The following is a 13,377-nucleotide window of genomic DNA, read 5'->3' on the forward strand; positions in this document are numbered from 1 at the left end:
ATATGAAGAAACTTTTTGTTTTGTTATCCATGGTTTTGAGTTTTGGGGTATTTTCCAGTGTTGGCCAGGCTTCTATAGGAAGTGAAACGCCATCTATTTCTACTGTTTCTCCTCCTCCAGTTATGCAATATCATCACGGCGTAGGAGGCTAAATAGGGTTTGATAAAGGGTTCGAAAAAGCATCCCAAATAAAAAAGGGATGCTTTTTTTATTTTCCCATTTTTCTAAGAACAGTGAATTTGGGAAATTGCAGTATAGTTATAAATGTATTTATTGTTAAAATAAGGGGGGTGATAACCATAGGGGCTATTGCATATAAAAAGGGCGTTCCCCCCCTTTGCCAGGTTAAAGGAACGCCCGCAGGAGGAGCAGATACAGCTCCTATAAGTAAATGTACCACGCTAGCGTTAGATCAGGAAGGAGGAACTTATCACGATGTAGATCAATTGAAAAACATTGTGGAACAATTACGCGAGCAACTGGTGCAATTGTTTTTGGAGAAGAATGATTTGTTGGATGATGCAGTCGTGGAATTAAGTCAGCAATTGGATCAGTACATTCTGGTAATTCAATCAAAAATGATGCAAAAATAAGGTTTTATTTGAGTTTAGGTATTTAGAACCTTTTTTAGGAATATATGTTACGGTTGTTTTCTGTTTAAAATTTCCAATACCATACAGGAGGGTAAAAAATGAATAGTAAGAAACTATCTTTCGCAACTCTCTTACTTAGCAGTTTAGTTGTATCTGGAGCTGGTTCTGCCTTCGCAGCATCTCAAGGTGAGACTATTAAAATAGGTAACCTAAAAATCATTGAACGTGTGTATGAGAACCCGGAAGAGTATGATTTTACAGATGCCCTTACGAAGAGTGATTCATCTAAGATTGGTCCCTTAGGCAATGATATGACTGGCAAAGTGTATGAAATGTCTAAGAAGGACCTATACAAATCAAAATCTTATGAAGCTGATATTGAGAATGATAGTAACGAAAACGATTCCATTTGAAGAAAGGATACAAGAAAAACCTTTCTGACCGGTAAAATAGGTGCGTCAGCTGAGACGAAAGTCAACTGGAGGATAATAGAGGGGAAAGTGGGGATTAATGCAGAAGTTTCATTTGGAACAGAAGACATTATAGAAACAACCCAAACTTGGGTCATACCAAAGCGTACGATGACAACTGTTGAATACGGATCAAAAGCAGTAAAAACCACTGGAAGCTTAGTCGAATATTTTCAAGGCAGAGTAGTAGATTATAACTACGTTAACGTCAAATACTCGTACAAAGAGTATTATAGTAAAAAATCAATAGATCTATGATCCGACTGTGAATGTCAATCAAAATGTTGACCACCGTGCTCATCAAAAAATTGACCACCATGGCAAAAATTATTCCACCCGACGGGTGGGTAACTTTTTCATGATCACGATTGCTTCAGACTTTGCTTAAATCGGTAACTATCACCGTTCATTGCAAAAATGTGAGCTCGGTGTGTAAGTCGATCCACTAAAGCGGCCGTCATTTGTTCATCTTTGAACACTTGAGTCCAGTTAGCGAAGTCCAAATTGCTAGTAAGGATCATGCTTCCTTTTTCATAACGAGCAGCACAAAATTGAAATAGTAGCTCAGCACCTGTTTTACTTAAAGGAACAAAGCCTACCTCATCAAGAATGGCTAGATCGACTTTTAACCATTGTTTCTCCAATTGAAGCAAGCGCCTCTCTGATTGCGCCTCCATCAGCTCATTACACAGTTTGGCTGCTGTCCAGAATTGAACAGTGTAACCGTGACGGCAAGCCTCCATCCCAAGGGAAATCGATAAATGTGTTTTCCCGGTGCCTGAATTTCCGATAAAGATTACATTCTCAGCCTTCTCGATGTACTCGCAACGAGAAAGCTGGAGAACCTTCGGTTTATTTAGAGCTGGCATGACTGAAAAATCATATTGGTCTATGGTTTTAATTGTAGGGAACTTTGCTTGTTTGGTGCGGGATGCAATTTGATTCGCATCTCGTTGCAAAACCTCTTGCTCCAAAAGAGCCAAGAGAAAATCTTCATAAGGGATTTGACGCTCCATGGCATCATGAGCCATTTCCTTATAGGATTTCTTGATTGCGGGCAACCGTAGACGTTTTGCATAGGCTTCAAGTAAAAATGATGTACTCAATGAACCACACTCCTTTTTCGCAACAAGTCATTGTACTGAGTAAGATTAGGGGACTTTACTCGGATAACAGGGACATGGCTGTCAGTCTCAAAAGCAAGAGACGGAACCCGATGCTCTGGTATTGTTCGTTGGAGAAGAAGTTGCCTTACGGCATCGTACTGGAAAATCCCTTTTTGGGCTGATTCGCGCAATGTATTCTCCACTAAGGTGGGCTCGAACTCCCGATGCAATAAGAGAATACGAATAAAGTCTTTCATTCCTCCAGACCGATGTTTGCACCGATCTAGAAACTGGTGATAAACATCAGGGAATTTGGCCTTCTGCAAGGGCCGAGCGTAAAGAACAGATCCAGGACGGATCAACATGAGATCGAGGTAATGGTCATAATCGAAAATCTCTTTTCCTTTTTCAAAACAGCGTTTATGGGTAGCGATTAGCTCTCCATTATGATAGATCGCAAGATCATCAGCGTAAACTCGGCATACTAACTCCTTTGATGCATATGAAACAGGTACAGAGTACGCGTTTTGCTCAAAGGTAATCAAGGAGAGCGAATTGCTCTTGACGGTTACCATTCGACAGCAATCTAAAGGCTGAGGCGGAAGTGGCAACATACGCTCCTTATCTTCAATAAAAGCATCCGCCACTGTAATGGTTGATCGCGGAACCTTAGTCTTTTCATAAGACACGCATTTTTCCAATAGCCAACGATTTAGTTCATCTAAAGAGGATACGGAGGGCATTGGCGTAAAAAACTGCTGTTTGACCATTTTCACAAGGTTCTCGACCTGTCCTTTTTGATTCCCTTTTGCGGGCTCGCAAAAGTAACTTTCGAACAAATAGTGTGCTCGTAATTGGGTAAACCGTTCCTGTTCTTCTCGATTTTTCCCCTCCAGAATTTTTTTCACAGCTGTCTTTAAATTGTCGTAGACAATGGTTTGAGGTACGGCTCCAAGAAACTCGAAAGCATTTACATGACCTTGTAAAAGTGCTTCCTGCTTTTGATGAAAGAATGTTTGGATAAATATTTTCCGGCTATACGTGCAGCGCAAACAGAATACCTGGACGGTAACTTGCTTTCCAAACAGTAGGATATCCACCTCTCCCCAGTCGAATTGAGCAAACTTCCCTGGTGGGAATTCAAGAGGAACGTACGCTTTTGGCGGAGAAACTCGTAATTGTCTAACATAGCCACGAACGGTTGATTCGCCGCCTATGAAGCCATATTCTTCTACGAGTCTTTGATAGATGCGTTTGGCAGTATGTCGCTGCTTTGGAGGAGCATGTTCATCTTGACGCAGCCATTCCAAGATGATTGGTTTAACGGATTCAATGACTGGTTTCGGCTTCGGTTTAGAAAGCTTGTATACAGGAATTTCTGTTGTTGTTAAGGCTTTACGTATGACTTGCCGAGAATATCCTGTCTCTCTGGAAATTTGACGAATCGGTTTGCCTAGCACGAAGTGCTGTTTCCTGATAAACTCATAATTAGCCATCTGAAGCATTTCCTTTCCTCCTATATCTTGTTAGTCTCAGCAACTTCAAGATATAGGAAAGAGGTGCTCAGGTGGTCAATTTTTTTTTGAGCGTTATACTGCAAAGTGGTCAATAATTAGATTAGCATTCACATCCGACCTCTCCATATGTTTTTCCTTCTGTTCATAGTTCTTCTTAGTGGTTGTAGCGAGGGTAGTTCATCAGTAACAGTCCCTACAGATAAGTCATATGCAAGCGTCTACGATTATTTTGAACAAATTACAGGGGAGAATTTAAAAACATCCGTGCTGCAGGTAACAAAAAATGGTAATTCAGCAGAACTCACGTTACGAATCTTAATTTCGGACGATTTGAGAGAAAAAATGATGCATACGGAAAAACCCATTTACTTTTCGTTTGCAGATATGCCGGGTAACGAGACCATTAAAAATTTGCTTGCAGAAACTCCCTCACTCGTTCAAATTGAGTTAAACAGTAATGAGAGTCGGTATACAATTACGCAACAGCTAAAGCTAAAAGAAAATTTGTCAGAAGCTGATAACCAGGCGCTATTGTCTCCTGCTAATTACCGACTTCAGGTCATAAACGAAGAAAAGCTCTCCGTAGCTAGTTTTATGGGTTTAGAATATTCGCTACTTCCTGAAGATAATCAGAAGTAGCAAATCGCTTGTTACGAATTGTACCTCTTGTGGCAAAAACGTGGCCACACCCTACATGGTATTTTTTGGGGGGGTACCGCCAACCAAATGTGACTTGGATGTAATAAAAAACTTCGTATTCCTGTACGCTAAGGAACACGAGTTTTTTCATATTGCAAGACCCCTTGGTAGTAGCATCCATTGTTCTCCAGAATGTAAACCGTGTCGGAGGAGATCATTCGGAAGACTCGTGCTATGTGTACGTAAAAGAGGATCAAACGCTGTTCCTAGGGATGCCTTGAATCCCTCTGTCTATGGCGGACCGCGCAGTTATACAGCCTCCCGTTTTCTGCGAGTGTTGAAGCAAGCATACCAGTCTGAAGCAATCCTTTTCGTGGAATCGCACGGCCAGCCATTGGATCGAGCTGCCTTTAAAAGGAGCTCAGTGATTGGGAGCAGCTAGCTCTGCTCACAGAGCAATACGGGCAAAACAGAGAACGGATCGTAAAGCGAGATGTGTATCTTTCTCCAGGTGTCAGAGCTTCCTCATGAATTTTCAGAAGCTCTAGAATGGTCATGGTAGGGGCTGACTACCACCGATCCAATTCATCGCACTGGTCCCTTTGATTTTTTGATAGCTGCCCGTTAAAACCTCTACTCCCCAGCTTCGCAGCGTCGATCTTCGCCGTAAAGTTGGGGGTCACAATGGTTCCTTTCTTACTATTCTGAAAAGGTAACAGATTATCACAGCACACCTTTGTAACAATATTTAAGAAACCTCCTACTACATACCAAAGAAAATGAAGATGAAAACCCCTTTTCCAAAACTGGATTAGGAACTTTTTAATTATTGTTTTTACTGGAATTGAAAAGCGATAACGCTGATATTCACTTAGGTACAATAAAATTTACGTACAGTAAAGCCAAATTATCCTCTGTCAACCACTTGGAATTCCTACTTATTTTTCCTCAATCAATTACATAATGCAAGTCGTTTCTACTCAAATCACTTTGCTCAAATGCTGACCCATGTGTTCATACTACACGCTCAAAGACCATTCGCAATTAGGTTATGAAGAATATTGTTTATATTAAGAGAAAGACTAAGCTCCTGGTTGTGATATATGTAAAATATGAAAATATACCCATTTTTTATATTAGTAAGTAATGATATCATGTTTACTCGTAATAAAATATGGAAAGTGAGGTAGTAATTGTTAATAAAATTGCATTTGGATAACATAACAGTGATTCTTTTTTTTCAAGGCATTAGCCAGTTCTGCTCAATTCGGGTAGACAGGAGATTCTGTTGTGACAAAAGGCCTAAGGAATTGATTCGTAAGAGGGTATTACTGAGATAGTGACTTTTTCTACTGTTTGTATATTGAACATCAATTCATTTTCTTAAGTGCTGTTCTCGAATGTCAAACTAGTAGAAACCTAACCAATGAGGAGAGCAAAGTGAACATTAACATGAAAAGATATTTGTCCGTGCTTCTAGTGCTGAGTGTGTTATTGAATATGGTAGTGCCCCTTTCGTACGCATCTACGAATTTAGATGATCAAATGAACACAGTGCAAACAAGTGAAAAGACATCTTCAGAAGGTGTAGAGAGTAAAACAGAAATAGATGGCGAAGGATCTATAGATAGTAAGTTATCCATAGATGAGGGAAAGCAAGAAAACGAGATAGAATTCGAACCAGAAAACGAAATAGTAGCGTTATCGATCCTTCCAGATGAAATTCAAATGGGAGTAGATGAGTCTGTTGCTTTACTTGTTAAGGCAATGTGGACAAATAAGGTTGTTGAAGATGTAACCCAATCTGTCACGTGGGAAATCGAGAACAAAGAATTGATTCGTATCGAAGAAGGCAAGGTCATTGCTCAAGCTCCGGGCAAAACCACGCTCACTGCTACTTACAAAGACAAAGTGACGAAAGTGAATGTTGAAGTGGTAGATGCTTCTTCTGAAGAGCCAGTTGTAGATGAATTAACCGATGAATCACAAGCTGACGAATTAGAAGAGGAAATCCCCAGGTTGATGAGCCAAGTTGCGGGGGAAACATTCGAGCTGACCATTTCCGAAGGTGAGACTTATGTTTTTGAAAATAGTAATCCTAAATCAAGTTCTTTGTTGAAAGCCGATACTTCGAGAAGTGATGGTAGGACGTATGACTATGCTGCGTACAATGCAGAGGGCAATGGTGTCGCTCATGACCTAGACTCCATTGCTACTTCAAGGTCGATCCCACTAGATGGAAGGCTTGTTGTTACGGTTACTGGATTTCCTGTAACTTTTACGGGAGATATAGAAAAGACAACCTATTATTCGGCATCAGAACCCGCTTTATTTAAAAAAACGTTGAGCAAAGATGAAACGTTTATTGTAGTAAATACAAGCTCACAAAGTGAGTCTATACAATACACTGATGGTACGAAAAAGAAATTCAGTTACCATATATTCAACAGTGATGGTTCGGGCTACACACAGGCTGTCGATACGTCGACAGTTTCCTATTCCGTTCCAGCAGGCGGAAAGTTTGTAGCCACTTCGACATCTGATGATCCTGTAACATTTGGTGGTTATTATGACATCTTCAAAGAAGAGGATGCCTCTGATGGAACTGTCATCAGTCACAAACTGAATCAAGGCGAGTCCTATCGTTTTGTCAATAATAGTGAAAAGACTTTAAGGTTAGATACGGATGCTGCGTATAAGACAGATACGAGATTTGATTTTGCTATTTACAAAAGCGATGGCACAGTACTTTCCCAGGCTGCTAATTCATATGCAAGATCGAACGCTGTTCCCGCGGGTGGAGAGATCGTCGTAACGGTTAAGTCTAGCACACCGATCACGTTCCAAGTTTATGACCCTATCTTTGTCGGAACCCCAAGTTTTGATCCTGCTCTTTGGGAAAGAACTGTTTCCAAAAATGAAACAGTCAGTGTGAGAAATACAAGCACATTCGACCTTAAAGCTTTAACCGATGCTGGACCAAGTAAAGTATTTACTTACCAAGTTACAAGTCGTGATGGATCTATCGTGAGTCAACAGGACAATTCCTCCTTGAGAAGCATACCTGTTCCAGCTGGTGCGACGTTGACTGCAACAGTAACCAAAGATAATCCCGTAACATTTCACGGATATTTTGATTATTTTCAAGAAGAACAGGTAGAAGATCTTCTATTCAAACAAGTAGTCAAACAAGGCGAATCTTATATCTTTACGAATGTTAGTGGAAAGATTCAAGAGATTGAAACAGATGCTTCTTCTTCAAATGGAAATCGATTTGAATACACCGTTTATAATAGCGACGGCACTGGCAATTCATATGCCCTGGATACAGCTTTGAGATCGAAGAACATTCCAGTCGGTGGAAAAATGGTCGTTACGGTCACGTCTTCCATACCTGTGACCTTCCAAGGATTTGAGAAAGGTGTAAAAAGAAGCACCAGTGCAAATCCTGCACTATTTAAGCGCCAAGTGTTTAATGGTGAGACGGTAAGCTTTTTAAACACAAGCACGAAAGAATTGAAGATTGAAACGAATGCGTCCAGTAGGAATAAATACAGTTATCAGATTGCCTCAAATACTGGTTCTGTCGTCAAACAGCAAAACGATGCAACTGCGACAAGCTTGGAGATACCAGCAGGTGGAAAGCTGACGGTTACCATTCCCTCCGATCAGAGCGTTACCTTTTATGGATATTATGACCTCTTTAAAGAAGATGGTTCTAGTTCGATACGCTTTAAACTACAACTGAACCAAGGAGAGTCTTATGTATTCACAAACACGAGTACGAACAAATACCAGTATCTAGATACAGATGCTTATTCCTCTCAGGATAAGAAATACGATTATGCCTTGTACTATCAAGGACTTCCAACACGTCAGTCTGCAAGTGATAATGGAAGACAAATTTCAATGCCTCCGGGCAGTAGAGTAGTGGTCACTGTTATATCTTTAAAACCTGTGACATTCGAAGGTTTTAAAGAGGGATTAGAAGCAAGAATGAGTCCTACCCCTGCTCTTTTCAAACGAACAGCGGTTAAAAACGAAACAATTGGGATTCGGAATACAAGTCAAGATACCGTACAAGTTCTAACAGATGCAACCTACAACAAAAATCGATTTACTTATCAAGTGATGAAGAGTGACGGTTCTATTAGTATGGAGGCCAATGACACTTCTCAGCTCCAAGTATCCGTACCGCCAGGGGGTAAGCTGACAGCAACAGTGACCACTGACCTGCCGGTTACGTTCGCAGGTTACTCTGACATTTTAAAAGAAGAGTCAGCGGTTTCTTTAACATTTAACCAACAAGTACAACAAGGACAATCTTATACCTTTGTAAACAAAAGTGATGTAACACGAGAAATAAAGACAGATGTTACCTATGAGTCTGGGAATAAATTTGATTATGCCATGTACGAAGTGGATGGAACCGGTCACAGTCTAGAACGTGATTTCTCTAAAGATTTACTTGAAATTCCCGCAGGTGGAAAGGTAGTTGTAACGGTTACTTCGGCTTCTCCAGTGACGTTCAGCGGATTTGAAAGCACGATAGCAAGAAGTGAAAGTTTGCAACCTGCCTTGTTAAAACGAACCCTTTTAAAGAATGAAAGTGTAAGCATTCTAAATCAGAGTAAAAAAAGTTCGAAAATCAAAACAACTGCAACACGTTATGATCCCTATCGTTATGAAGTCAAGAGTCCAGACGGTAAGATCACAGATAGTGATAAAAAAAGCACGTCAAAGAGTGAAACAATTAAGGCTGGTCATACCTTTACCGCGACAGTCATCAATGATAATCCGATTACTTTTTATGGAGCCTATGAGCATTTTGTCGTAACTTCAGATCCAGTCCCGATCATTGAGAATGTAGCGGTCAATACTTTTGTCGATGTGACGAAGAATGCAAAAGAGGTTATCTATCAGTTCACCACAGAAAAAGAGGGATTGCATCGCTTGTTTACATCTCCGTATCAAGAGAGTGGTGGAGAGGTAGACACGGTTCTTACCTTGTACAGCGATTCTGCCATGCAGAATGTGATTGTGCAAAATGATGATCATGATGGCCCTTTCGGTACCCTATTCTCCATGGTGGAAGCAAAGCTTGCGCCGAATACGACGTATTATGTAAAACTTACTGCAAAGGCAAATGCAAATTTATTGACCAGAATGACAGTAGAGTCAGATTTCGACAATTCTCGTGAAACAGCTACGGCAGCAGAATGGGATGGGATTTATTCCGACCGTTTGTCTTCACCATACGATGTTGATTATTTCAAGCTTACGCTGGATGAGATTGCCGATATGAATTTATATGTCGACAACAACATTCTAACGTTGGAAGATAAAGACGGAAATGAGCTCCAGACGTTTTATGCGAATCAGGAAGACGTGTTATTTATTCCAGGCGACATAGGCGTATTTTATGCGAAAGTATGGAAGCAAAATCCAAGGAAAGAGAAAAGAGCGGCTCTACGCTCGTTACAGACTGCTCCAACTCCCATCTACCATACAAAGTTTCATAAAGTAGTACGGGATACGGGGTATATGGCTATAGATCCAGACTTAAACATTGCCGGAACGATTTCATGGAAATACTACGAAGATCATCAGGAAACGGTTATTACCGTAGCACCTAAAGATAATCCAACTCATGTAGTTTACCTAGAAACAAGAAGGTTTTTGGCGAAGAATGTGAAGCATACCTTTACGTGGGATGGTTCCATCAATATGCCGACTACCCAGCCAATCTTAAAAAATGGAACTTACATTGTAAAAATTCGAGCAAAAGACGTTGCAGAAAGGTATACAATTGGTTCATGGTTTAGACTGGTCAATGCAAAAGATACAGAAACTCTTGATATTGATGAACTAGTTAAGACATACAATCGGGAAGTACCTACCGAAGACATTAAAATTATGCAAAGAACACTTAAAAACATGAAAATGTATCATGGCGAAGTTACAGGCTCTTACGATGAAGATTTATTAATGTCCGTAATTATGTATGAGGTAGTTACCAACAGATGGAGCGGACTAGTTGCCCAACAAGAAATGGAAGTAAGAGATGGAAAATACTATGAGCCTATTACTGAAAGAGGAAAAATAACGAAGAGATTGGTTAGCAATTCTATTAAAGACGAACACCGAGACTACTCGGGGGCAAGAATTGAGTTTATGCTGCAAGGCGATGCGATCATCTATTCAATTGCAACGCGTGGGGCAATACGTATATTGCGTGTAGGGTCTACCGTAACTGTAAAAATAAGTAAAACAGCAAAGGAACTAATTGATGAAGTCATTGAGATGAGTGAATGCAATTGTTTTACTGCTGGAACAAAGGTTCTAACAGATGAAGGGGAGAAAAATATCGAAGACATTGAAGTCGGTGATATGGTTCTCGCCAAGTATGAGAATAACCCTGATGGAGAGTTGGCTTTCAAAGAAGTAACAGCTTTATACCGCAACGAACGTGACGATATTATTAAGTTACATGTTGGGAAGCAAATCATCGAGACCACAGACAACCATCCGTTTTGGGTAGCAGGTAAAGGGTGGGTCTTCGCATATGAACTTCAGGTAGGCGACAAACTCCAAAAGGCTGACGGAAGCAACCTGATGATTGACAAGGTTGAGTTCGTTAAGCTAGATGAACCAGTTACGGTCTACAACTTTAAGGTTGCTGAATTCCATACGTATTATGTAACGGATCTGGGCATTTGGGTGCATAATACAAATTGTACTTTCAGAGATGTTTCTAAATTGAATAGTTGGATAAAAACAGAGAAAGGTCCTAAGGGAACATTAAAAGAACAAGGGTTTAAGTTTGTAGGGAGAGAGGTGCGAAGTAATGGACTTATCATTGATAAGTACGAGGATGGCAATGGTAATTATGCACAACTTCATACAAATCAACCGAATAAGACAGGAGCTCCTGGGAAATATGATCCGCAACATTTTCACTATACAGATTCAAATGGAAATAGTATCGATAATAACCATTACTACTAATGGAGGGGTGACAAATGATATACTTTAAGGAATCTAGACCGTATTTTCTAATTGAAGATTCTATTTTACCTTTCCGAACAGAATTATATTTCGAAATATTTAATTGCTTTCTAGATAAAGACGAATTTTTGTTATTTGCTGGGCCAGTAAAAACAACAGATCGAGAGTATATGAAATTTATAGAAGAGCGCAAGGTATTAATTGGTTCAATTGATACATGGTTTTGGTGGCCAAAGTTAACTAGGGAAATTCTTTGGTTTAAGCCAAAAAATAATTTGGAAATCTTGAACGAGATAAAGGTTTTTTGTGCATGTATTGTCACTGAATCTGGAAATGAAAATATTAACAATTATAGTTTTGCTATGACGCTAGAAGAGACCGATGAAGGTATATGCTTATACATCTCTGAAAAGGCGAGAGGTAGCTTTTTATCTAAAGTGTTCCCGAAAATGGAAAAGGTTATGAAAGATAATAAAGTTTCATATGAATCATTAATTTAACATCGCAGGTAACTAATCTTTTCTTTGGTTTGTTTCGGAAATAACAAATTCAAAACTCCTTCTACTGTCATTAGGATCTATTAACTTAGCGCCACTCTGCGCCTTTAACCGGCGTAGGGTGGTTCTTTCTGAGCAAAATGAACACTACTCAGTGCCGAATTGGGCGGAACGAACTGAATGAACTTAATCCTAATCATCCTCTTATGATGTTCCTTTAATATGCCTGTACGCACGTAAATGTTTGAATTTTAGTACGTGAAATCAAAGACGATGCATGTTTGGCGAAATCTAAAATTTTGAAAGAAACCGTGCTTTCCGAATTATAATTGGCAGGCAAAGATCTCAATTGATCGAGTGGATATAGTGACGGAAGAATAAGCTGATGGCATAACAGCCAACTGCCATTAAATGAGTTTTGGAGGTAGAATGCCAATATGAAGATCATAAAAATTAACGGTGAGGAATTTACTTCTAGGGATAATTTACACAGCATTCTGAGAAGCAAACTAATAGAACCTGAACATTATGACCATACGTATTGGGGAAATAATCTCGATTCGTTATGGGAATGTTTAACTGCGTGGATTGAATTACCTCTTACGATTGAATGGTTGAATTATGAAAAAAGTGTTGAATATCTAGGGGATTATGCAGAGAAATTACTCCAAGTCTTTACTGATGCAGAGAAAAATGAAAGAGGATTTAAAGTGATAGTAAAATGAAAACTGGTTTGAGTGATTTTAAGTATATAGAAAGCACCAGAACAGCTCTTCCAATGTAATCTTAAAGAAAGCTGTTCATTCTTTCTAAAAAGATGTAATCGATCTAACTAATATGTCCCACCTCACTTTCAATATATTGATCCAATCGTAGGAAGTACTAGATCAGACCAACATTTCTATTTCAACGATTAGGAGAATAGCATGGAACTTAACTTAATAAAATCAATTGGAATGTTAAAACATAATGTGTCAACTGAGGAAGTCGCTCAAATTCTTAGTTTTCTAATAGAAAACGATTCCTTGCTGTTATTCTCTTTCTATGAGAGAAATCTTCATTTATTCGAGTCGGAGATTCAAGAATTCATCAATGAAAGACGTCTATTTACTAATTCCGAATGGGTATTGCCGTGGGAAGAGACAATTCCTCATTGGGATCAACCAAATCATACACCACCAAATATGATTTGGTTCTCAGTAAAGTCAAAGGACGAGATTATAAAAGCGATAGATATCGACAGTTTATTTCGATGTGTTGTAGTGAAGGAGGGCGAAGACTTTTCGAAATACTCGAATGTGATATTCCAACAAGAATATTATGCAACTTTTAACGAAGAAAATTTTGAGCATTATATTGGGTTTACGAACAAGATTGAATTTCTTAACGCCACATGGTCAGAATTAAAGAACCGATTTCATGTAAACTTAGTTGAATAGACTTTATTGGATAAATTCTAACAAGTCCTCGGGTTTGTAAGGGTTTTGTGTAAACGGAACAACCGATATTAAAAAGGTTTCATCCCCTAATTGGGACATCTTTCATGG

10 protein-coding genes are annotated in these 13,377 nt (G+C 39.4%); 8 read left to right on the forward strand and 2 right to left on the reverse strand.

Annotated features, from left to right (window positions below; translation table 11 throughout):
• Window positions 1-2: 2 nt before the first annotated feature.
• From ACUUHJ_RS11980 to ACUUHJ_RS11990, 3 genes are all read left to right on the forward strand, one after another.
• On the forward strand, window positions 3-152 hold the full coding sequence (locus ACUUHJ_RS11980; protein ID WP_472298974.1) for a hypothetical protein: 150 nt from the start codon (window positions 3-5) through the stop codon (window positions 150-152).
• Window positions 153-446: 294 nt separating this feature from the next.
• On the forward strand, window positions 447-593 hold the full coding sequence (locus ACUUHJ_RS11985; RefSeq protein WP_229088030.1) for an aspartyl-phosphate phosphatase Spo0E family protein: 147 nt from the start codon (window positions 447-449) through the stop codon (window positions 591-593).
• Window positions 594-691: 98 nt separating this feature from the next.
• Entirely contained in the window at window positions 692-1,006 is a 315-nt protein-coding gene (locus ACUUHJ_RS11990; RefSeq protein ID WP_472298975.1) for a hypothetical protein, read from the forward strand.
• Between the two features lie 419 nt (window positions 1,007-1,425).
• Here ACUUHJ_RS11990 and istB read toward each other — a convergent pair whose 3' ends face one another.
• Both istB and istA read right to left on the reverse strand, forming a co-directional pair.
• A complete protein-coding gene (istB, locus tag ACUUHJ_RS11995) occupies window positions 1,426-2,169 on the reverse strand; it encodes an IS21-like element helper ATPase IstB (RefSeq protein ID WP_087349016.1) in 744 nt (247 codons plus the stop codon).
• Complete coding sequence (gene istA, locus ACUUHJ_RS12000; RefSeq protein WP_472298428.1) at window positions 2,166-3,674, reverse strand: IS21 family transposase; 1,509 nt, start codon at window positions 3,672-3,674, stop codon at window positions 2,166-2,168. The genes istB and istA overlap by 4 nt, the downstream gene beginning before the upstream one ends.
• Window positions 3,675-3,950: 276 nt before the next feature.
• Between istA and ACUUHJ_RS12005 the strand changes: the two genes are divergently transcribed.
• From ACUUHJ_RS12005 to ACUUHJ_RS12025, 5 genes are all read left to right on the forward strand, one after another.
• The gene (locus tag ACUUHJ_RS12005) at window positions 3,951-4,325 is read left to right on the forward strand and encodes a hypothetical protein (protein ID WP_472298976.1); all 375 of its coding nucleotides are present in this window, start codon (window positions 3,951-3,953) and stop codon (window positions 4,323-4,325) included.
• Window positions 4,326-5,765: 1,440 nt separating this feature from the next.
• Window positions 5,766-11,333, forward strand: a complete 5,568-nt coding sequence (locus ACUUHJ_RS12010; RefSeq protein WP_472298977.1) for a polymorphic toxin-type HINT domain-containing protein — start codon at window positions 5,766-5,768, stop codon at window positions 11,331-11,333.
• A 14-nt stretch (window positions 11,334-11,347) separates the two neighbouring features.
• On the forward strand, window positions 11,348-11,833 hold the full coding sequence (locus ACUUHJ_RS12015) for a hypothetical protein (RefSeq protein ID WP_472298978.1): 486 nt from the start codon (window positions 11,348-11,350) through the stop codon (window positions 11,831-11,833).
• Window positions 11,834-12,267: 434 nt separating this feature from the next.
• The gene (locus tag ACUUHJ_RS12020) at window positions 12,268-12,555 is read left to right on the forward strand and encodes a barstar family protein (protein WP_472298979.1); all 288 of its coding nucleotides are present in this window, start codon (window positions 12,268-12,270) and stop codon (window positions 12,553-12,555) included.
• A gap of 201 nt (window positions 12,556-12,756) precedes the next feature.
• Window positions 12,757-13,269, forward strand: coding sequence for a hypothetical protein (locus ACUUHJ_RS12025; protein WP_472298980.1), 513 nt, complete (start codon window positions 12,757-12,759; stop codon window positions 13,267-13,269).
• Window positions 13,270-13,377: the final 108 nt, after the last annotated feature.

The organism is Brevibacillus schisleri, assembly GCF_055685845.1.

Bases quoted from the DNA above. Each gene is read 5' to 3' on its own strand.
- ACUUHJ_RS11980 (WP_472298974.1), top strand. From the start codon at position 3: ATGAAGAAACTTTTTGTTTTGTTATCCATGGTTTTGAGTTTTGGGGTA.
- ACUUHJ_RS11990 (WP_472298975.1), top strand. From the start codon at position 692: ATGAATAGTAAGAAACTATCTTTCGCAACTCTCTTACTTAGCAGTTTA.
- istA (WP_472298428.1), bottom strand. From the start codon at position 3,674: ATGCTTCAGATGGCTAATTATGAGTTTATCAGGAAACAGCACTTCGTG.
- ACUUHJ_RS12015 (WP_472298978.1), top strand. From the start codon at position 11,348: ATGATATACTTTAAGGAATCTAGACCGTATTTTCTAATTGAAGATTCT.
- ACUUHJ_RS12020 (WP_472298979.1), top strand. From the start codon at position 12,268: ATGAAGATCATAAAAATTAACGGTGAGGAATTTACTTCTAGGGATAAT.
- ACUUHJ_RS12025 (WP_472298980.1), top strand. From the start codon at position 12,757: ATGGAACTTAACTTAATAAAATCAATTGGAATGTTAAAACATAATGTG.